The sequence below is a fragment of the Saccharothrix sp. NRRL B-16314 genome (genome assembly GCF_000716595.1).
GTDB lineage: Bacteria > Actinomycetota > Actinomycetes > Mycobacteriales > Pseudonocardiaceae > Actinosynnema.
The window spans coordinates 89,221-108,131 of sequence record NZ_JNXC01000015.1 but is presented as its reverse complement, the minus strand read 5'-3'; the positions used below and the strand labels follow the sequence as shown (position 1 = coordinate 108,131).

The 18,911-nt window shown below is 70.8% G+C and carries 21 protein-coding genes; 5 read left to right on the top strand and 16 right to left on the bottom strand.

The features are described from left to right. Window positions 1–77: 77 nt before the first annotated feature. The 5 genes from OQ02_RS22010 to OQ02_RS21990 form a co-directional block, all read right to left on the bottom strand. Complete coding sequence (locus OQ02_RS22010) at window positions 78–1,352, bottom strand: AAA family ATPase (RefSeq protein ID WP_033440397.1); 1,275 nt, start codon at window positions 1,350–1,352, stop codon at window positions 78–80. A 139-nt stretch (window positions 1,353–1,491) separates the two neighbouring features. After that, a complete protein-coding gene (locus OQ02_RS22005) occupies window positions 1,492–2,109 on the bottom strand; it encodes a response regulator (protein WP_033440396.1) in 618 nt (205 codons plus the stop codon). Then, window positions 2,106–3,302: a sensor histidine kinase gene (locus OQ02_RS22000; RefSeq protein ID WP_033440454.1), complete on the bottom strand. Its 1,197-nt coding sequence runs from the start codon at window positions 3,300–3,302 to the stop codon at window positions 2,106–2,108. The genes OQ02_RS22005 and OQ02_RS22000 overlap by 4 nt, the downstream gene beginning before the upstream one ends. 11 nt (window positions 3,303–3,313) lie before the next feature. After that, on the bottom strand, window positions 3,314–4,039 hold the full coding sequence (locus OQ02_RS21995; protein WP_033440395.1) for an ABC transporter permease: 726 nt from the start codon (window positions 4,037–4,039) through the stop codon (window positions 3,314–3,316). 5 nt (window positions 4,040–4,044) lie between these two features. Then, window positions 4,045–4,953, bottom strand: coding sequence for an ABC transporter ATP-binding protein (locus tag OQ02_RS21990; RefSeq protein WP_033440394.1), 909 nt, complete (start codon window positions 4,951–4,953; stop codon window positions 4,045–4,047). A 141-nt stretch (window positions 4,954–5,094) separates the two neighbouring features. Here OQ02_RS21990 and OQ02_RS41145 point away from each other — a divergent pair, with 141 nt between their 5' ends. Both OQ02_RS41145 and OQ02_RS21980 read left to right on the top strand, forming a co-directional pair. Then, window positions 5,095–5,550, top strand: coding sequence for a lipase chaperone (locus tag OQ02_RS41145; protein ID WP_051772635.1), 456 nt, complete (start codon window positions 5,095–5,097; stop codon window positions 5,548–5,550). Between the two features lie 87 nt (window positions 5,551–5,637). After that, window positions 5,638–6,279, top strand: coding sequence for a DUF305 domain-containing protein (locus OQ02_RS21980; protein WP_033440393.1), 642 nt, complete (start codon window positions 5,638–5,640; stop codon window positions 6,277–6,279). Here the strand turns inward: OQ02_RS21980 and OQ02_RS21975 are convergent. Then, window positions 6,263–6,775: a DUF2269 domain-containing protein gene (locus tag OQ02_RS21975; RefSeq protein WP_231500160.1), complete on the bottom strand. Its 513-nt coding sequence runs from the start codon at window positions 6,773–6,775 to the stop codon at window positions 6,263–6,265. The two genes, OQ02_RS21980 and OQ02_RS21975, sit on opposite strands and share 17 nt — an antisense overlap. A 208-nt stretch (window positions 6,776–6,983) precedes the next feature. On the opposite strand from OQ02_RS21975, the gene OQ02_RS21970 reads away from it, so the two are divergent. Then, window positions 6,984–7,553 carry a TetR/AcrR family transcriptional regulator gene (locus OQ02_RS21970; RefSeq protein ID WP_033440391.1) on the top strand — a complete coding sequence of 190 codons (570 nt, stop codon included), beginning with the start codon at window positions 6,984–6,986 and terminating at the stop codon, window positions 7,551–7,553. A 42-nt stretch (window positions 7,554–7,595) separates the two neighbouring features. Here OQ02_RS21970 and OQ02_RS21965 read toward each other — a convergent pair whose 3' ends face one another. From OQ02_RS21965 to ehuB, 10 genes are all read right to left on the bottom strand, one after another. Beyond that, window positions 7,596–9,008, bottom strand: coding sequence for an MFS transporter (locus OQ02_RS21965; protein WP_033440390.1), 1,413 nt, complete (start codon window positions 9,006–9,008; stop codon window positions 7,596–7,598). Between the two features lie 263 nt (window positions 9,009–9,271). Next, on the bottom strand, window positions 9,272–11,572 hold the full coding sequence (locus OQ02_RS21960; protein ID WP_051772634.1) for a heavy metal translocating P-type ATPase: 2,301 nt from the start codon (window positions 11,570–11,572) through the stop codon (window positions 9,272–9,274). Then, a complete protein-coding gene (locus tag OQ02_RS21955) occupies window positions 11,565–12,554 on the bottom strand; it encodes a hypothetical protein (RefSeq protein ID WP_033440389.1) in 990 nt (329 codons plus the stop codon). The genes OQ02_RS21960 and OQ02_RS21955 overlap by 8 nt, the downstream gene beginning before the upstream one ends. 104 nt (window positions 12,555–12,658) lie before the next feature. Beyond that, window positions 12,659–12,865 carry a heavy-metal-associated domain-containing protein gene (locus tag OQ02_RS21950; RefSeq protein WP_033440388.1) on the bottom strand — a complete coding sequence of 69 codons (207 nt, stop codon included), beginning with the start codon at window positions 12,863–12,865 and terminating at the stop codon, window positions 12,659–12,661. A 26-nt stretch (window positions 12,866–12,891) separates the two neighbouring features. Then, the gene (locus tag OQ02_RS21945; RefSeq protein ID WP_033440387.1) at window positions 12,892–13,173 is read right to left on the bottom strand and encodes a metal-sensitive transcriptional regulator; all 282 of its coding nucleotides are present in this window, start codon (window positions 13,171–13,173) and stop codon (window positions 12,892–12,894) included. Window positions 13,174–13,394: 221 nt separating this feature from the next. Continuing rightward, on the bottom strand, window positions 13,395–13,769 hold the full coding sequence (locus OQ02_RS21940; RefSeq protein ID WP_051772633.1) for an ATP-binding protein: 375 nt from the start codon (window positions 13,767–13,769) through the stop codon (window positions 13,395–13,397). 61 nt (window positions 13,770–13,830) lie between these two features. After that, complete coding sequence (gene ehuA / locus OQ02_RS21935; protein ID WP_269321635.1) at window positions 13,831–14,595, bottom strand: ectoine/hydroxyectoine ABC transporter ATP-binding protein EhuA; 765 nt, start codon at window positions 14,593–14,595, stop codon at window positions 13,831–13,833. Window positions 14,596–14,603: 8 nt separating this feature from the next. Continuing rightward, window positions 14,604–15,263 carry an ectoine/hydroxyectoine ABC transporter permease subunit EhuD gene (gene ehuD, locus OQ02_RS21930; RefSeq protein ID WP_033440385.1) on the bottom strand — a complete coding sequence of 220 codons (660 nt, stop codon included), beginning with the start codon at window positions 15,261–15,263 and terminating at the stop codon, window positions 14,604–14,606. Then, window positions 15,260–15,937 carry an ectoine/hydroxyectoine ABC transporter permease subunit EhuC gene (gene ehuC / locus OQ02_RS21925; RefSeq protein WP_033440384.1) on the bottom strand — a complete coding sequence of 226 codons (678 nt, stop codon included), beginning with the start codon at window positions 15,935–15,937 and terminating at the stop codon, window positions 15,260–15,262. Before ehuC ends, ehuD begins: the two co-directional genes overlap by 4 nt. A 14-nt stretch (window positions 15,938–15,951) precedes the next feature. Further along, a complete protein-coding gene (gene ehuB / locus OQ02_RS21920) occupies window positions 15,952–16,833 on the bottom strand; it encodes an ectoine/hydroxyectoine ABC transporter substrate-binding protein EhuB (RefSeq protein ID WP_231500159.1) in 882 nt (293 codons plus the stop codon). Window positions 16,834–17,117: 284 nt separating this feature from the next. Between ehuB and ectA the strand changes: the two genes are divergently transcribed. Beyond that, complete coding sequence (gene ectA / locus OQ02_RS21915; RefSeq protein ID WP_051772632.1) at window positions 17,118–17,660, top strand: diaminobutyrate acetyltransferase; 543 nt, start codon at window positions 17,118–17,120, stop codon at window positions 17,658–17,660. After that, window positions 17,657–18,904, top strand: coding sequence for a diaminobutyrate--2-oxoglutarate transaminase (gene ectB, locus OQ02_RS21910; protein ID WP_033440448.1), 1,248 nt, complete (start codon window positions 17,657–17,659; stop codon window positions 18,902–18,904). The genes ectA and ectB overlap by 4 nt, the downstream gene beginning before the upstream one ends. Window positions 18,905–18,911: the final 7 nt, after the last annotated feature.

The following is an 18,911-nucleotide window of genomic DNA, read 5'->3' as shown; positions in this document are numbered from 1 at the left end:
ACCGTGCGCAGCTCGCGTCGTGTTCCCACCGTCCGATCCAGCCGGCGGCCTCCACGTTCACGTGCCGACACCGGCCCTCAGCCGATCAATCCGAGCGCACGCAGCAACTCCGCTTGGTCGATCTTCGGCAGGGCGCCGAAGCGACCGTGCAGGTAGGCGCTCTCGAGGTTGCTGGACTTGCGGACGCGTTCGCCCGCGAACTCGGCCAGCGCACCGAGGCGCGTCGAGCCGTCGGCGCGCTTCTCGGTCAGCCACACCTCATCGCGGTTGAGGTGGTTGAGCAGGCTGGTGTCGTGCGTGGTGAACACCAGCTGCGCGCCGAGGGGGTTGGTCGCCGAGTCCTCGAACAACCGGATGAGCTGGGCCGACAGGGTGGGGTGCAGGCTGGCGTCGAGTTCGTCGAACAGCAGCAGTGATCCTCGGCGCAGAGCGGTGAGCACCGGTCCGATGAGTCCGAACCAGGTTCGGGTGCCCTCGGATTCGGCGACGAAGTCCAAAGGCGCGACGCCGTCCGGTGTCCGGTGCAGCAGCCGCACGCGGGGCGCGCCCCGTTCCCCGGCCATCGCGCGTTCGATGAGAACGTCGTCGATGCCCAGGTCCGCGAGGCGAAGCAACGCCAGAGCCCGCCGGTGGTCGCTGCCGCCGACGCCGGACTCTTCCTCTTCGTCGAACAGCGAGGGCTGGTCGCCACCTTCGAACCAGCGGATCGCGCGACGCATCCCGGCAGTGCCCATCCTGGTGTGGGCCAGATCCACCAGCCCGAAGCGGCGCGCGTCGAACCCCGATATCTCGATGTCGAGCAGTTGCCCGGCGAAGCGGTTGATCAGCGGCTCGTCGAAGCGGCGGGCGATCGACAGGACCAGGACACGCGGGGTCAACAGCTCACGGGTGCCCGCGGTTCCGTGCAGTCCACGTTGGAACCGGATCGAGTCGTCTTCGCGCTCGAAGACCCGCCGGCGCTTCTTCTCCGGGTAGTGGAACAGCGCTTCATAGCGCACTCGAGTGCGATCCAGCTCCAACAGGTACTCGAACCGCACTCCGTCGACGGTGCACTCGACGACGAACTCGGTGGGTTTGGACGACCAGTCGCCGAACGCGAACGGCTCCACCGGGATCTCGTCGTCCCAGGCTCGCAGTGAAACCTGTACCGCTTCGCGGAGCCAGGCCAACGACGCCACGATGTTCGACTTGCCCGAGGCGTTGGGCCCGTAGACGGCCGCGACGGGCACCAGGCTCGTTGCCAGCAGAGGCTGCTCACGCGCCTCCGGGCGGTCGAGGTCGACAGCGACCATCGACAGCTCGACGGGTTCGGCGACGGAGCGGTAGTTCGCCGCCTCGAAGCGGATCAACACAGGTAGCACAGTACCTCTGCCTGCGCGCATCGACGTCATCAGGAGCCCGATTTCGACCTGAAAGGACGAAAATCGGCATTTGTCGACGCCAAAGCTGTCACCTGACGGCTTGTGACGTCGACCGGGGAGGCGCCGGCCACTACGCGCCCAGCAGGCCCCGCTCGTAGGCGACCGCGACGGCGGCGGCGCGGTCCTTCACGCCGAGCTTCGTGTACACGTGCACCAAGTGCGTCTTCACCGTCGCCTCGCTGATGAAGAGCTTCGCCGCCGCCTCACGGTTCGTGCAGCCCCGCGCGATCAGCCCCAGCACCTCCACCTCACGGTCGCTCAACGGCTCCGCGGCGGGCGTGCGGACCTGGCCGACCAGCCGGGTCGCCACCGACGGCGACAGCACCGCCTCACCCCTGGCCGCCGAGCGCACCGCCCGGAACAGCTCGTCGCGCGGCGTGTCCTTCAACAGGTACCCCGTGGCGCCGGCCTTGATCGCGGGCAGGACGTCGCTGTCCGTGTCGTACGTCGTCAGCACCAGGACGCGGGTCGGGAAGCCGCGCAGCCGCTCGATCGCGGTGACGCCGTCCACACCGGGCATCCGCAGGTCCATCAGCACGACGTCCGGCGCCACGGCCCGCACCACGGCCACCGCCTCCGCGCCGTCCGCCGCCTCACCCACCACCTCGACGTCACCCGCGCCCGCGAGCATCCCGCGCAGCCCGTCCCGCACCACCGGGTGGTCGTCCACGATCACCACCCGGATCACGCGACGACCTCCGCCGGGATGGCGGGCACCGACGCCGACACGGCCGTGCCGCCGCCCGGCTCCGACTCCACCACCAGCGCGCCCGCCAGGCGCGACACCCGCTGCCGCATGCCGACCAGCCCGAAACCGCCCGTGCGCACCTCCGGGTCGAACCCCGAGCCGTCGTCACGCACGTCCAGCGTCACCACGTCCTCCATGTACGACAACGTCAACCCGACGCGGGAAGCGGCGGCGTGCTTGGCCACGTTGGTCAACGCCTCCTGCGCGGCACGCAGCAACGTCACCTCGACCTCCGGGTGCAGAGCGCGCGCCGCACCCGTCGTGTGCACGGACGCGGCCACCCCCGTCTGGTCCGTCCACCCCGCCACGACCTCGGCCAGCGCGTCCGGCAGGTTCGCGTCCACCAGCGCGGGCGGGCTGAGGGCGTGCACCGAGCGACGGGCCTCGGCCAGGTTCTCCCGCGCCAGCCGCAACGCCGTCTCGACGTGCCGCGGCGGGTCCTCGTCCGCCTGGAGCTGCGTGATGATGCCGGTGAACCCCTGGGCGAGGGTGTCGTGGATCTCCCGCGCCAGGCGCTGCCGCTCGTCCAGCACGCCCGCCTCCCGCGCCTGGCTGAGCAGCTGGGCGTGCAGGCCCGCGTTCTCCTCCATCATCGCCGCCATCTCGACCACCATCTCCTTGCGGCGCCGGGACTGCTCGGAGGTGATGTGGCCGAACGTGGTGAACGTGCAGGCGATGACCACGATGAACACGACGATGCTCAGGTACACCACGACGGGCCCGAACTCCGCCGGCGGGAAACCGCCGTACAGCGACGTCGCCGCCAGCACACCGGTCGCCGACACACCGGCGAGCTTCCACCGGCCGGGCAGCACCTCGATGGCGTAGACGTACCCGGCGAAGGAGAAGAACCCGAACATCGGGTCGCGCAGCCCCAGCAGCGCGTACGCCACCAGGATGCCGACGAAGAACACCGCCATCAGGCCGGGCCTGGACCGCCAGCCCGGGTGCAGGGTGAACCACCACAGCATCCACAGGCCGGTCGCCGCCGCGATGCCCACGTTGACCGCCGTGGTGGGCGCGGGGTCCGCTCCGGTCACCAGGTACATGGCGGTCGTCAGCACGAGCACGAAGTACGGGATGGCGTACCCGGCAACGGTCAGCCGCCGTTCCCACACGTCCAGCACGTCCATCGCGCGCACCCCTACTCCCAGCGGAACGACTTCGCCGCGACGGTACCCGCCACCGCCGTGACCAGCGCCAGCACGCCGAGGTGCACGGGATCCGGCGAGCCGCCCAGCCACGACTCCTGCAACGCGCCCACGCCCGGCGGCAGGTAGTCGCCGATGACGGTGAGGAAGTCCGGCAGCAGGAACCGGGGCAGGTACACGCCGCCGAAGAACATGACCAGCATGAACACCACGGTCGCCCACCCGCCGGCGGACCGCGCGGTCGGCGCCCAGGCAGCCACCAGCAGACCGATGGCGGACAGCGACAGCATGCCGAGCAGGAACGTCAGCAGGAACCCGAGCGGGTGGTGCGGCAGGTCGATGTCGAACACCAGCCGGGCCGCCACCATGAGCAGCACGATCGAGATCACGCCCGCGATCACGTTGACGACCACCTGCGCCACCAGCAGGCGTGCCGGGTGGACGGGCGTGGTGGAGAAGCGGCGCAGGACGCCCTTCTCGCGGTAGGTGGCGACGGTCGTCGGCAGCTTGTTGAGGCCGAGGAACGCGAGCGTGACCACCACGAGGCTGGACATGTAGGCGTCGACGAACCGCTGGTTGCCGAAGTTCGGGTCGGGGGTGCGCAACGCGGGGATCGCGCCGAGCACCAGCAGCAGGATGGTGGGGAAGAGGACGGCGAACACGACCATGCTCGGGTCGCGCAGGAACAGCTTCCACTCGGTGGTGACGATCTTCAACATTGCGGCTACTCCGTGAGCGCTCGGCCGGTGAGGCGGATGAAGGCGTCGTCCAGTCCCGCCTGCTCGATGCGCAGGTCGGCGGCGACGATGTGGTTGCGGGCGAGCACCGACGTGACGGCGTGCAGCAGGTTGCCGGTGCCCGTCACGACGAGCTGCGGCCCGTGCTTCTCGACCTGGGAGACCTCGGGCAGCTCTTCGAGCAGCTTCACGTCGAGCGGCGCGGTGGGCCGGAACCGGACCCGCTGCTCACCGTCCACCCTGGACACCAGCCCGGCCGGTGTGTCCACCGCGACCAGCTTGCCCTCGTCGATCAGGGCGATCCGGTCGCACAGCCGTTCCGCTTCCTCCATGAAGTGGGTGACCAGGACGACCGTGACGCCGGAGTCGCGGACCTGCTCGACGAGGCTCCAGGTGTCGCGGCGGGCCTGCGGGTCGAGGCCGGTGGTCAGCTCGTCCAGCACGGCGATCTTCGGCTTGCCGATCAGCGCCAGCGCGATGGAGACGCGTTGCTTCTGGCCGCCGGAGAGCTTGCGGTACTCAGTCCCGGCCCGGTCCGCCAGGCCGAGGCGGTCGAGCAGGTCGCGCCAGTCGGCCGGGTCGCGGTAGAAGGAGGCGTAGAGGTCCAGCGCCTCGCCGACCCGGATGCGGTCGGGCAGTTCGCTCTGCTGCAACTGCACGCCGAGCCGGGTGCGCAGTTCCGCCCGGTCGCGTCGCGGGTCGAGCCCGTCGACGCGGATCGTGCCGCCGTCCGGCGTGCGCAACCCCTCGACGCACTCGACGGTCGTGGTCTTCCCCGCCCCGTTCGGGCCGAGGATCCCGAAGATCTCCCCCTCGTCGACGGTGAACGACACACCGTCCACCGCGACTTTCCGGTCGTACCTCTTGACGAGGTCGACCACCTCGATGATTGCCATGCCACCAGCGTCGTCGCGCCGCCGCCCGTCCGGATCACTCGGCGGGCCAGACGTCGCATCAACCGATCGGTTGATCCACCCGTAGACCACCCCGAGACCTCAGGGGTCGTCGCGCCGCGCCCGTTGGGTATCGTTGGCGGCGTGGTCGCCCCGATCCGTGTCCGCGCGCTCCAGTGGCTGCTGGTGTCCGCGCTCGCGATCGCGGTCGTGGGGATGCACCACCTGAGCGGTCACGACGCCGGCCATTCCGCCGGGATGACCGCGGTTGTCGCCGTCGAGCCCGTCGCGGTCGAGTGCTGTGCCGACCACGTGGGCATGACCGAGCCGCTGCCGGCCATGTCCACTGCGTCCGCGATGCCGATGGCGGACTTGACGCCCTCGATGCCCGAGCCGTCCGGACACGACCTGTTGCACCTGTGCCTGGCCGTGCTCGTCGCCGCGCTGGGACTGGGGGTGCTGCTGCGCGCCCTGCGCCGTAGCCCGGTCTGCGACCTCGTCGGCGCGTTCGTCATCAGGACGGTCGGGCGACGTCCACCACTTCCCCCGCCACGCGGCGTGCCCGCCGTGCTGGCCTCCCTCTGCGTGCTGCGGCTGTGACAGGTCGCGCGTCGTCCGTCCACAAAGGACTCGACGCGCGTTGCCACCACACCGCCGAGTCCGCACGAACAGAGGGAACACCACACCATGACCAGGAACCACCTGGTCGTGGCGGCGCTTGCCGTCATGACCACCGTCCTCACCGCATGCGGCGGGGACACGGACCACGGCACCGATCACGGCACGAGCACGAACGCCAGCACCAGCACCAGCAGCGCGCAGTCGACGACGGCCCCGGTCGCCGCGCCGTCGGGTGAGCACAACGACGCGGACATCACCTTCGCGCAAGGCATGATCCCGCACCACGAGGGCGCGATCGTGATGGCGCGGCTCGCGCCGAGCCGCACCTCCAACGCCCAGATCCTCGACCTCGCGTCACGGATCGAGAAGGCGCAGGACCCGGAGATCAAGACCATGACGGCGTGGCTGAACGCCTGGGGCACGAGCGCCGAGCAGGGCGGCAGCCACGACGGCCATGACGGCCACGGCTCGTCCATGCCCGGCATGAGCGACGAGGACACCGCCAGGCTGGAGGCGGCCAAGGGCGCCGACTTCGACCGGGCGTTCCTGGAACTCATGATCGAGCACCACCAGGGCGCGGTGGACATGTCCACCACGCTGCTGGGTTCGGGCCGCAACGCGGACGCCAAGAAGCTGGCCGAGCAGATCATCTCGGCTCAGCAGGCGGAGATCACCGAGATGGAAGGCCTGCTCAAGACCGTCGGCTGAGCCGGGACGCGAACGCCGTGACGCCCTGGGGCTTGTACACGCTCAGGGCTGTCGCGGCGATCAGCACGGCCATCGCGGCCACGGCGTCGACCAGGAGTTGGACCCGCAACCCGTCGAGGTCCGCGCCGAGCGACGACGTGGCCGCCGCCGACGCCATGTGGCCGATCGGGTTCGTGTGCACCAGCAGCACGACCGTCGCCAGGGCGGTGAGCACCAGTTTCACCACCACCCAGTAGTGCCGGACCAGGCCCCACTGCGTGCCGAGGCCCTGGATCACCCCGGTGACCAGGGAAGCCACGCTCAACGGCACGATCACGTACCACGTGGTCGGCTCCATCGCCAGGTACGCGGCCCGCGCCAGCCCGTCGTCCCGGGTGGTCAGGCCCACGACCGCGAGCGCGAGGAAGCTCGCGACCGCGCCGAGCCAGCCGACCGACGACAGGACGTGGGCGGTGAGCGCGAGCTTGCGCGCCCCCGGCCTCATCAACGACGTCATCAGTGGCCGCTAGGGCTGTTGCCGGTGAGGTGCAGGACCGCGAACGCCACGAACGCGATCAAGGCCACCAGACCCCAGACCTTCACCCAACGCGGCATGCCGACCGACGGTTCACCCATGTGCCACCTCACTGTCTCCGATTTATCGAGACACTGTGTCACGGTTATGGGCACCATGTCGAGAGCGCGTCGTCCCGTACAGTGACGGCGTGCCCAGGTTGTGGAACGACACGATCGACGCGCACCGCCGTGCGGTGCGGGACGCGACCCTCGACGCGACCGCCGCACTGGTCGCCGAGCAGGGCCTGACGTCGGTGACGATGTCGCGGATCGCGGAGAAGGCGGGCATCGGGCGTGCCACGCTCTACAAGTACTTCCCGGACGTCGAAGCCGTCCTGATGGCGTGGCACGAGCGCCAGGTCGCCACCCACCTCGACCACCTCACCGCCGCCCGCGACCAGGCCGGCAGCCCGGCGGAACGACTCCGCGCCGTGTTGCACGCCTACGCGTCCATGTCCCGGGCCAAGGGGAACCACAGCCCCGACATCGCCGCCGTCCTGCACCGCGGTGAGCACGTGACCAGGGCGCACGCCCACCTCCGCGCGTTCCTCCGCGACCTGCTGGTCGAAGGCGCCGAAGCCGGTGAACTGCGCGACGACGTGGACCCCGCCGAACTCGCGGGCTACTGCCTGCACGCGCTGGGCGCGGCGGCCGACCTGCCGTCCGACGACGCGGTCCGCCGCCTGGTGACCGTCACCCTGGACGGTCTGCGCCGGTGACAGCAGTCTGCCCGGCACCGGGTGCCGGGCAGACCGATCGGATCACACCTCGGCCGGAGCCGGCACCTCGTCCGAGACCCGGCCGCGCAACGTGACCGCCGCCAGCAGCGCGCCGACCAGCGCGACCAGCGCGGCACCCGTGAACGCCGCCGAGTAGCCGTCGGTCAACGCGACCGCGTCACCCAGCTGGTCCCCGCCGCGCGACGTCGCCACCGCCGTCATCGCGGCCAGGCCGAGCGCCGAGCCGATCTGGTAGGTGGTGTTGACGATGCCCGAGGCGAGCCCGCCCTGCTCCGGCGTGACGCCGCCGATCGCGGTCAGCGTGGCCGGGATGAAGACCAGCGCCATGCCGATCGCCGAGATCAGCGAACCGGGCAGCACGTCGGCGACGAAGCTGCCGCCCGGGTCGGCGGTGGCCAGCAGGCCCAGCCCGGCGGCCAGCACCGCCAGCCCCGCGACGATCAGCGGCTTGGTGCCGAAGCGGCCGATCAGGCGACCGGTCACCGTCGTCATCAGCACCGTCATCAACACGGTCATCGGCAGCAGCGCCGCGCCGCTGGCGAACGAGTCGAAGCCGAGCACCTGCTGGACGTAGAGGTTGAGGAAGTACCACATCGGGATCCACGCCGCGCCCAGCAGCGCCATCGCCACGTTCGCCGCCGTGAGGTCGGGCGTGCGCCAGACCTTCAACGGCATCAACGGGTTCTTCGCCGCCCGCTGCACCAGCAGGAACGCGACCAGCAGGACCGTCGCCGCGCCGAGCCGCACGAGCGTGGCGGTCGACGTCCAGCCGAGTTCGGGCGCCTGCACGACGGCGTAGACGGCCAGCGCCAGCCCGCCGGTGACCGCGACCGCTCCCCCGACGTCCAGGCCACCGCGTCGGCCGGGGACGGCGGGCAGCAGCTTCGGCGTGAGGGCGAGGGTCAGGACGCCGATCGGGATGTAGATGATGAACACCCACGGCCAGCTCAGCCACTCGGTGATCACGCCGCCGAGGAACACGCCCGCCGTGCCGCCGGCCGGTGCCGCCGCGCCGTAGAAGGCCATCGCCTTGGGAAGTTCGTTCGGTTGACCGGCGAACAGCACCATGAGCAGCGTCATGGCGGCCGGTGCGATGAGGGCTGCGCCGACGCCCTGCACGGCCCGGCCGACGACCTCCGCACCGGCGCCGGTGGCCGCCGCCGCGACCACGGAACCGACGATGAGGGTCGTCCAGCCGACGGCGAACACGCGGCGTGCGCCCCAGAGGTCGGCCAGTCGGCCGCCGAGCAGGAGGAGTCCGCCCAGTGCCACCGCGTAGGCGTTGAACACCCACTGGAGCCCGCCGGGCGTGAAACCCAGCTCGTGCTGCATGTCCGGCAACGCCACGGCGATGATCGAGGTGTCCATGATGACCATGAACTGCGCCGCGGCGAGCACGACCAGTGCCCACCAGCGCCGGGGATCGGGGTTCATGACAGACCTTCCCTGTTGTCCATTGATACCCCCATGGGGTATCCACAGGACGGACGTTAGCATACCCCCATGGGGTATCAACGTAACCTGGATCACCCCCAAAACCCCGTGAGTCCTACGTTCACGTCGCGTGAGTCCTACGTTCAGAATCCCCGAGTTCAACGCTCGGAACAGCCGAATTCAACGCTCAGAAGCGGCTAGCGCTCCTGAGCGTTGAACTCGGGGTACCGGAACGTAGGACTCAGGGGTTCCGAACGTAGGACTCACGCGTTCTGAACGTAGGACTCACGGGGGTTGGAGGTAGGACTCACGCGGGGGGTGGGGAGCGGGGTGGAGGTGGTCGTGCTGCGGAAGCCGCGCAAGCGGAGGCTGTTCGACACCACGAAGACCGAGGAGAACGCCATGGCGGCGCCGGCGATCATCGGGTTCAGCAGGCCGGCCGCGGCCAGCGGCAGGGCGGCCACGTTGTAGGCGAACGCCCAGAACAGGTTGCCCTTGATCGTGGCCAGGGTGCGGCGCGAGAGCCTGATCGCGTCGACCGCCGCCAGCAGGTCACCGCGAACGAGGGTCAGGTCACCGGCCTCGATCGCCGCGTCCGTGCCGGTGCCCATGGCGAGGCCCAGGTCGGCCTTGGCGAGCGCGGCGGCGTCGTTGACACCGTCACCGACCATCGCCACGACCCTGCCCTCGGACTGGAGCCGGGCGACGACGTCGACCTTGTCCGCGGGCATGACCTCGGCGATGACCTCGTCGATGCCCACCTCGGCCGCGACCGCACGCGCGGCGGCCTCGTTGTCGCCGGTCAGCAGCACCGGGGTCAGGCCGAGCGCGCGCAACTGCCGGATGGCCTCGGCGGACGTCGGCTTCACGGTGTCCGCGACGACCAGGACCGCGCGTGCCGTGCCGTCCCAGGCCACGATGACCGCGGTGCGACCCTGCTGCTCGGCCGCCTGCTTCGCCTCGGCGAGCGCACCGTCCAGGTGGACGCTCCACTCGGCCAGCAACCGCTCCCGCCCGACGATCACCGCGTGACCGTCGACCACGCCCTGCACCCCGAGCCCTTCGAGGTTCTGGAAGCCCTCGACGGACGGCAGGTCACCGACCCGTTCCGCCGCGCCGACCGCGATGGCCTTGGCGATCGGGTGCTCGGAGGCGTGCTCCAACGCACCGGCCAGCCGCAGCACCTCGTCCTCGTCCACTCCCGGACCGGTGTGCACGGCCACCAGGCTCATCCGACCCGCGGTGACGGTGCCGGTCTTGTCCAGCACCACCGTGTCCACCCGACGGGTCGACTCGAGCACCTCGGGGCCCTTGATGATGATGCCCAGCTGCGCGCCTCGCCCCGTGCCGACCAGCAACGCCGTCGGCGTGGCCAGCCCCAGGGCGCACGGGCAGGCGATGATCAGCACCGCGACCGCCGCCGTGAACGCCGCCGACACGTCGCCACCGGCGCCGAGCCAGAACGCCAGCGTCCCGACCGACAGCGCGATCACGATCGGCACGAACACCGCCGAGATCCGGTCCGCCAGCCGCTGCGCCTCGGCCTTGCCGTTCTGCGCGTCCTCGACCAGCTTCGCCATCTGCGCCAGCTGCGTGTCCGACCCGACCCGCGTGGCCCGCACGACCAGCCGACCGCCTGCGTTGACCGTCGCGCCGACGACCGCGTCACCGGGGCCGACCTCGACCGGCACGGACTCGCCGGTCAGCATGCTCGCGTCGACCGCCGAACTGCCCTCGGCCACCACGCCGTCGGTGGCGATCTTCTCCCCCGGACGCACCACGAACCGGTCGCCGACCGCCAGCTCCGCGATCGGCACGCGCACCTCGCGGCCGTCCCGCAGCACGGCGACGTCCTTCGCGCCGAGCTCCAGCAACGCCCGCAGCGCCGCACCCGCCCGCCGCTTGGACCGCGCCTCGAAGTACCGGCCCGCCAGGATGAACGTGGTCACCCCGGCCGCGACCTCCAGGTAGATCGCCCCCGCGCCGTCACCGCGCGAGATGGTGAACTCGAACGGGTGCGTCATGCCCGGCGTCCCCGCCGTGCCGAACAGCAGCGCGTACAGCGACCAGGCGAACGCCGCGATCGTGCCCATCGAGATCAACGTGTCCATCGTGGCCGCGCCGTGCCGCAGGTTCGTCCACGCGGCACGGTGGAACGGCCACGCGGCCCACACCAGCACCGGGGCGGCCAGCGTCAGCGAGATCCACTGCCAGAACGTGAACTGCAGCGCCGGGACCATGGCCAGCAGCACCACCGGCACGGAGAGCACCGTCGACACGACGAGCCGCTGCCGCAACGCCGCCGTCGGGTCCACCTCGGCCGGAGCGTCGGCCTCGGCCGAGGTCTCGGCGACCGGCAGCGCGGCCTGGTACCCGGCGGCCTCGACCTGCTCCACCAGCGTCGACGGGTCGACGTCGGAGGGGAACGTGACGCGGGCCTTCTCGGTGGCGTAGTTGACCGTCGCGGTCACGCCGTCCAGCTTGTTCAGCTTGCGCTCGATCCGGGCCGCGCAGGAGGCGCACGTCATGCCGGTGATCGCCAGCTCGATCTGCGACTCAGCCATGACCGTGTCCCTCCTCTTCCTCGACCGGCGCCTGCAAGGTGCCGGTGGTCGGACTGCCGGTGGTCGGGCTGCCGGCGGGGTTGCCGGTGGTGTCCACCGTGAACTCGGCGGTGCGCACGACCCCGTTGTGCTGGAAGTCCAGGAACAACCGGTAGCCACCGGCCGACGGGACCTGCGCGACGAACGCGATCTCCGGGCCCGCCGCCGTCTTGCCGTCACCCGGAGTGCCCTCCGGATGCACGTGGAGGTAAGCCAGGTCACCCTGGCGCAGGGCGACCAGGTGCCCGTAAGCCGCCAGGTAGGGCTGGAGGTCGGTGACCGGCGCGCCGTCTTTGCTGACGGTCAGCCGCACCGGGGAGGACTTGCCCGCCACCAGGTCACCGTCCAGGCGCACCTGGTAGCCGTCCACTTCGGCCACCCGCGAGGGCGCGTGGGCCTTGGGCTCGAACACCCCGGCCGCGGCGACGTCGACACCCAGCGTAGTCGCTTCCGCGCCCGTCGGCTTGAAGTCGGCGAACACCCGGTAGGAGCCCGCCTCGGTGATGTCCAGCGGCACGGTCCACGTGCCGTCCGCCGCCATCTCGGGGTGGACGTGCCGGTAGCCGGACGTGTCGCGCCGGACCACGATCAGGTGCATCCGCTTGTCGTGCTCGACGTCGAAGGCGGTGACCGCCGCGCCGCCGGGACCGAGGATGCGGAAGTCGAAGGAGTTGTTCCCCGTGGTCAGCGTCGTGTCGGTGGGCGTGAGGGTGTAACCGCCCCTGGACGACGCCAGCCCGCCGGGCTGGTCGTTCGCGGCCTCCGCGACGGTGCCGCTGTGGTCGTCCCCGTGGCCGGTGCCCTCAGCACCGGACGTCCCGTCGACACCGCGCGGGGCGGCGTCGACGGAAAGGGGACCGACAGCGCTTCCGGCCGCCCAGGCGCCACCGGCGACCAGGGCGAGTACCGCACCGTAGGCGGAGAGCTTCGCTGCTGTGTTCATGTGCTCAGGTCCTCAGACTGGTGGAGCCCGCCGCACGGGCGGGCTCCGGATCGGCCGTTGTGCCGTTCGTGCCCGTCTTCACCGGTCGGAACCGGTCAGGTCGTTCAGCCGGCGAGCGCGTAGCCCGCTTCCTCGACCGCGGCGCGCACGTCCGCCTCCGCGACCGGGGCGGCGCTGGTGACCTTGACCGCGCCGGACGGCAGGTCGACGGCCACGTCGGTCACGCCGTCGATCTTGGTGACCTCCTCGGTCACGGACGCCACGCAGTGGCCGCAGGTCATGCCGGTGACGGTGTAAGTGGACTCGGCCATCGGGTGCTCCTCGTAATCGTTTCGGTTCAGGACCGGACCAGGCGGGCGATCGCCTCGCTGGCCTCGCGGACCTTGTCTTCGGCGCCTTCGCCGCCCTGCGCCAGCGCGTCGGCGACGCAGTGCTTCAAGTGCTCGTCGAGCAGGCCGAGGGAGACGGCCTGGAGGGCCTTGGTCGCCGCTGCGACCTGGGTCAGGACGTCGATGCAGTACTCGTCGCCCTCGACCATCCGCTGCAACCCGCGGACCTGCCCCTCCACTCGGCGCAAGCGCTTGAGGACGGCATCCTTGTCCGCTGTGTAACCCCGCATGTCCCACTCCCTCCGGCCTCCCGCCGCGTCGTCCCGGCGGGTCGCCCTACAGGGGAATTTATACCCCCAGGGGGTATCCGAGTCAACTCGACAGCGGGCCAGGAGTGAGCACCGTCACGGACTGCCGTTCCAGGGGATACCCTACCGGGGTTCCGTCCACACCCGATGGGCGAGGTGACGCCTTCGGCGCACAAGGGGGAGGACGCGGCCTGAACGGGCCGCTAGTCCTCGAAGACCAGCTCGGCCCACACGGTGGTGGTCCGGTCCTGCGTCAGCACGCCCCAGCGCGCGGACAGCGCGTCGACCAGCAGCAGGCCGGCCGAAGGGCGCCACGGCCCGACCCACCGGTCCGCGCGGTCCCGGACGCTGACGGTCAGGGACTCACGCCACCGGTCGAGCACGAGCTCGACCACGAACGGCGGTCCGCCGTGGTTCCAGGCGTTGTCGAACAGCTCGCCCACCACGACGGCGACCAGCTGCACGTCGAGCTCGGACCAGCCTTGGAGGCGCTCCAGCAGCCAGAAGGCGACGTCCTCGGGTGAGGTCGAGTCCTCGTCCTGGACGACCAGGACAACCGCGTCGTCACCGGCCGTCACCGCACCAGCGTCCCATCACCGGCCCGGATCGCACCTGACGAGAACCTGACGATCCCCGCCGTCAGGACTCTTCGATCACCGATCGCAGGAATTGCCTGGTCCGGTCGTGCTTGGGCGCGTCGAACAGCTCGTCCGGCGGTGCCGACTCGATGATCCGACCTTCGTTGAACATGAGCACGCGGTCCGACACGTCGCGGGCGAACTTCATCGCGTGCGTCACGCACAGCATCGTCACGTCGAACGTGCGTGCGACGTCACGCAGCACGTCGAGCACCTCCGCGGCCAGTTCCGGGTCGAGCGCGGACGTCACCTCGTCCAGCAGCAGCACGTCCGGCCGCATGGCCAGCGCGCGGGCGATCGCGACCCGCTGCTGCTGGCCGCCGGACAGCTGCGACGGGTAGGCGTCGAGCCTGTCCGCCAGCCCGACCATGTCCAGCAGCCCCCGTGCGCGCTCCTCGGCTTCGTCCGCGGAGAGCCCCAGCACGTGGACGGGCGCTTCGGTGACGTTGCGCAGCACGCGCATGTTGGGGAACAGGTTGTACTGCTGGAACACCATCGTGGTGTGCCGGCGCATGGCCCGCAGGTGCTGTTCACCGGCCGGCACCAGCGCGTCACCGCGCTTCTCGTGGAACAGCGGCTCACCGGCGACGGTGATCGTGCCGCTGTCGGGCCGGGTGAGCGTCATCAGCATCCGCAGGATGGTCGTCTTGCCGGAGCCGCTGGGCCCGATCAGGGTCACCCGCTCCCCCGCGCCGACGCCGAAGGACAGGTCGTCGAGCACGACGGCGTCCCCGAACCGCTTGCCGACCCGGTCGAACGCGATCAACTCCGCGGTCATGCGCTTTCCCTTCGGTACCGACGTTCCAGGACCCGCACCGGCCACGCGATGACGAGGGCGGTGATCAGGTACAGCACCCCGGCCACGGTGATCAGCTCCAGGTACTGGAAGTTCTGCGAGCCGACCGCCTTCACCACGCTGAGCACCTCGGCGATGGTGATGACGGTGAGCTGGGGCGTGTCCTTAAACAGCGCGATCGCGTAGTTGCCCAGCGCGGGCACCACCCGCGGCACGGCCTGCGGCAGGACGACCCTGGTCCACGTGCGGCCACGGGACAGGCTGAGCGCCTTGGCCGCCTCCCACTGCCCGGCCGGCACCCCGTCGATGCCCGCGCGGTACACCTCCGAGGTGTAGGTGGCGTAGTGCACGCCGAGGCCGATCGCGCCGGTCGCCATCGCGGACAGCTCGATGCCGACCGTGGGCAGCACGAAGAACAGGAAGAACAGCTGCACCAGCAACGGCGTGGAGCGGACGAACTCCACGAAGAACGCCACCGGCAGCCGGACCCAGCGCCGACCGCTGCGCCGCAGCAGCGCGAAACCGAGACCGAGCACCAACGCGATCACGTAGCCGAGCGCGGCGGCCTGGAGCGCGGTCGCCAGACCGCGCAGGAGTGCCGGCGCCGCGCCCCACGCGGCCTGCCAGTCGAACGTCATCGTGCCCCCTCGACGGCCCGCGGCCGGGTGGTGTGGCCCAGCGACGCCGCCGCCCGCCGTTCGACCAGCTTCACCAGCCGGGTGAGCACCAGGGCGATCACGCCGTAGCCGACGAGCAGGCCCGCGAACGTGGCGGCGGTGTCACCGGTCGCGGCCCGCACGATCTGCCCCTGGAACGTCAGGTCCTGGAGGTAGACCAGGGACACCAGCGCGGTGGCCTTCAGCAGCTCGACCAGCAGGTTGCCGAACGGCGGCACCATCGCCACGAGCGCCTGCGGCAGCACCACGAGCCGCATCCGCTGCCACGGCGTGAAGTTGAGCGCGGTGGCCGCTTCCAGCTGAGCGGTCGGCACGGACACGACCGCTCCGCGCACCACCTCCGCCCCGTACGCGCCGATGTTGAGCGACAGCGCCAGCACACCGGCGAACAGCGGCTCCAGCTGGAGGCCGAGACCGGGCAGGGCGAACACGAGCCAGAACAGCACGACGAGCGCGGGCAGACCGCGGAAGCCCTCGGTGTAGGCCAGGGCGACTCCGCGCAGCACCCGGTTCGGCGACAGTCGGGCGAGGCCGGCGGCGAACGCGAACACCAGGCCGATCGCCGCGCCGAACACGGTCAGTTCCAGGGTGACGAGCAGCCCGTCGAGCAGGCGCAGCCACAGACCTGTGGACATGGTGGCCCTCCCCCTCAGGCCGGGTCGGCCCGGCAGAGCCGGTCCGCGGTGAGGTCGGTCATCTCGGACTCGGTGAACCCGAACGGCCGGACGATCTCCAGCAGTTCACCGCTGCGCTTGAGCCCGGTCAGCTCGGCGTTGAACGCGTCGCGCAGCCGTCGCTGGTCCGGGCGGAAGCCGAACCCTCCCGCGCCGTACTGCTCGACGCCGTCCAGCACCGGCACGAACGGCTCGGTCAGCTCCACCGCCGCGTCCGGTCTGCGGGCCATCGCGTCGCGCAGCGAGATCGCGGTGAGCAGGAAGCCGTCCGCGCGGCCGGCCAGCAGCCCGTCGATCCCGCCCGCCTGGGTGGCGAAGGTGACCGTCCGGTCGGCGGGCACCCCGTACCCGGCGGCGATGTCCACCTCGAAGCTGCCCAGCAGCACGCCGAGCTTCGCCGTGCCGTCGCGGACGAAGTCCTCCAGCGCCCGGAACCGCCCGACGTCCTCGCGGCGCACCAACAGGGCCTCGGGCGCGTTGTAGTCCGGATCGGAGAACAGGATCTGCTCGCACCTGGGCGGCGTGATGAACATGCCCGCGGCGATGACGTCGAACAGCCCGGCGCGCAGGCCGGGGATCAACGCGCCGAAGTCGGACAGCGCGGGCACGAAGCCGGTCACCCCGAGCCTGCGGAACACGGCCTTGGCGACCTCGGGCGCCTCGCCGGTCAGCTCGCCGTCGGCGTCGACGTAGCCGTACGGGGCTTCGTTGGCGAAGCCCATCCGCACCTCGCCGGTCGCGCGCAGGCGTTCCAGCAGGTTGCCGCCGTCACGCTCGGCGGAGAGGTCGACGGCGCTGCACCCCGTCGCGGTGAGCCCGGCGCCCAGGCCGGCCATCAGGAACAGGCGACGGGACAACTGTGGAGTGGACACGAAGCGGGATTCCCAACTTCGACGACAGGACGGCCCGCCGCACCGTGATCAAGCGGGGCGGACGTGGCGACCCTAGAGACCGGTCACCGGACCGTCAACACACCACGACGTCGCGTTAGGAACAATCACGCCGATTCACCTTGCACAGCAACGAGAAAATTGTTCTTGCACAGCGCAATAATCCACAGTGGACGGTCAACCTTGCGGTTTCGTGACAGCTGTCACAACCCCCGTTCGCCCGTTCCGCCCGACTGTTACGTTCCAGCAGCATGTTCGCCAAACCGACGAAACACGGCGCGGCCGACGTCGATCCGGGGCCGGGGCTCCAGCTCGACCGGCCGAGCCCGGTGGACGGGGGCGCGCTCTGGCGGCTGGCCCGGGGAACCGGGGTGCTCGACGTCAACTCCTCGTACGCCTACCTGCTGTGGACCAGGGATTTCGCGGCCACCTCGGTGGTCGCGCGGCACCACGGCGACGTGGTCGGCTTCGTCAGCGGCTACACCCGTCCGGACGCGCCGGACACGCTGTTCGTCTGGCAGGTCGGCGTGGACGAGCGGCACCGCGGGCGCGGCGTCGCGCGCGCCATGCTGGACGACCTGGTGGCCCGCGGACCGCGGTTCCTCGAGACGACGGTCACCGCGACCAACGAGGCCTCGATCCGGCTGTTCGGCGCGGTGGCGCGGGACCACGGCGTCCCGCACACCCGCGAGCCGCTGTTCACCGCCGACCTGTTCCCCGACCGGCACGAAGCCGAGGAACTGCACCGGCTCGGCCCGTGGCCGCACCGCACCCGAACACCTGGAGTGACGTGAGCATCTTCGCCAGCCTCGAATCCGAGGTCCGCAGCTACTGCCGCAGTTGGCCGGTGGTGTTCGACCGGGCGGTCGGCGCGCACCTCTACGACGAGGACGGCCGGGGTTACCTGGACTTCTTCGCGGGCGCGGGCGCGCTCAACTACGGGCACAACAACCCCGTCCTCAAGAAAGCCCTGGTCGAGTACCTGGCCGAGGACCGGATCACGCATTCGCTGGACATGCACACGGCCGCCAAGCGCGACTTCCTGGAGACCTTCGACGAGGTGGTGCTCCAGCCGCGCGGCCTCGACTTCAAGGTCCAGTTCCCCGGCCCGACCGGCACGAACGCGGTGGAGGCCGCGCTCAAGCTGGCGCGCAAGGTCACCGGGCGGGAATCCGTCGTCAACTTCACCAACGCGTTCCACGGCATGACGCTGGGCGCGCTGTCGGTGACCGGCGACTCGATGAAGCGCGGCGGCGCGGGCATCCCGCTCGTGCACGCCACGCCGATGCCGTACGACAACTACTTCGACGGCCAGTACCCCGATTTCCTGTACTTCGAGCGGCTGCTGGGCGACGCGAGCAGCGGGCTCAACGCGCCGGCCGCCGTGATCGTGGAGACCGTGCAGGGTGAGGGCGGCATCAACGTGGCCCGGTTCGAGTGGCTGACCGGTCTCGCCGCCCTGTGCCGCGCGCACGGGATCCTCCTGATCGTGGACGACGTGCAGATGGGCTGCGGTCGCACCGGCCCGTTCTTCAGCTTCGAGGGCGCCGGGATCGTGCCGGACATCGTCTGCCTGTCCAAGTCGATCGGCGGGTACGGGCTGCCCATGGCGCTCACGCTCGTGCGCCGTGACCTGGACGTGTGGGAGCCGGGCGAGCACAACGGCACGTTCCGTGGGCACAACCCGGCGTTCGTCACGGCCACCGCGGCGCTGCGCGCGTACTGGACCGACGACCGGCTGGAGAAGAGCACGCTGGCCAAGGGCGAGCAGGTGGAGCGAGTGCTCCAGGAGGTCTGCGCGACCGTGCCCGGCACCCGGGCCAAGGGGCGCGGGCTCGCGCGTGGCCTGGCGTTCGAGCAGGCGGGGCTGGCGGGCCGGGTGGCCGGCGCGGCGTTCCGGCGCGGGCTGCTGGTCGAGACGTCCGGGCCGGAGGACGAGGTGGTCAAGCTGATGCCGCCGCTGACCGTCACCGACGACGAACTCGACCAGGGGCTGGCCCTGTTCACGGACTCCGTGCGCGAGTGCGCGCCCGCCTGACGAGGGA

Bases quoted from the DNA above. Each gene is read 5' to 3' on its own strand.
- OQ02_RS22000 (WP_033440454.1), bottom strand. From the start codon at position 3,302: ATGGACGTGCTGGACGTGTGGGAACGGCGGCTGACCGTTGCCGGGTAC.
- ectA (WP_051772632.1), top strand. From the start codon at position 17,118: ATGTTCGCCAAACCGACGAAACACGGCGCGGCCGACGTCGATCCGGGG.
- OQ02_RS21955 (WP_033440389.1), bottom strand. From the start codon at position 12,554: ATGAACACAGCAGCGAAGCTCTCCGCCTACGGTGCGGTACTCGCCCTG.
- OQ02_RS21965 (WP_033440390.1), bottom strand. From the start codon at position 9,008: ATGAACCCCGATCCCCGGCGCTGGTGGGCACTGGTCGTGCTCGCCGCG.
- OQ02_RS21975 (WP_231500160.1), bottom strand. From the start codon at position 6,775: ATGACGTCGTTGATGAGGCCGGGGGCGCGCAAGCTCGCGCTCACCGCC.
- OQ02_RS21980 (WP_033440393.1), top strand. From the start codon at position 5,638: ATGACCAGGAACCACCTGGTCGTGGCGGCGCTTGCCGTCATGACCACC.
- OQ02_RS21960 (WP_051772634.1), bottom strand. From the start codon at position 11,572: ATGGCTGAGTCGCAGATCGAGCTGGCGATCACCGGCATGACGTGCGCC.
- ehuC (WP_033440384.1), bottom strand. From the start codon at position 15,937: ATGTCCACAGGTCTGTGGCTGCGCCTGCTCGACGGGCTGCTCGTCACC.
- OQ02_RS21995 (WP_033440395.1), bottom strand. From the start codon at position 4,039: ATGTTGAAGATCGTCACCACCGAGTGGAAGCTGTTCCTGCGCGACCCG.
- OQ02_RS21950 (WP_033440388.1), bottom strand. From the start codon at position 12,865: ATGGCCGAGTCCACTTACACCGTCACCGGCATGACCTGCGGCCACTGC.
- OQ02_RS21945 (WP_033440387.1), bottom strand. From the start codon at position 13,173: ATGCGGGGTTACACAGCGGACAAGGATGCCGTCCTCAAGCGCTTGCGC.
- ehuD (WP_033440385.1), bottom strand. From the start codon at position 15,263: ATGACGTTCGACTGGCAGGCCGCGTGGGGCGCGGCGCCGGCACTCCTG.
- OQ02_RS21990 (WP_033440394.1), bottom strand. From the start codon at position 4,953: ATGGCAATCATCGAGGTGGTCGACCTCGTCAAGAGGTACGACCGGAAA.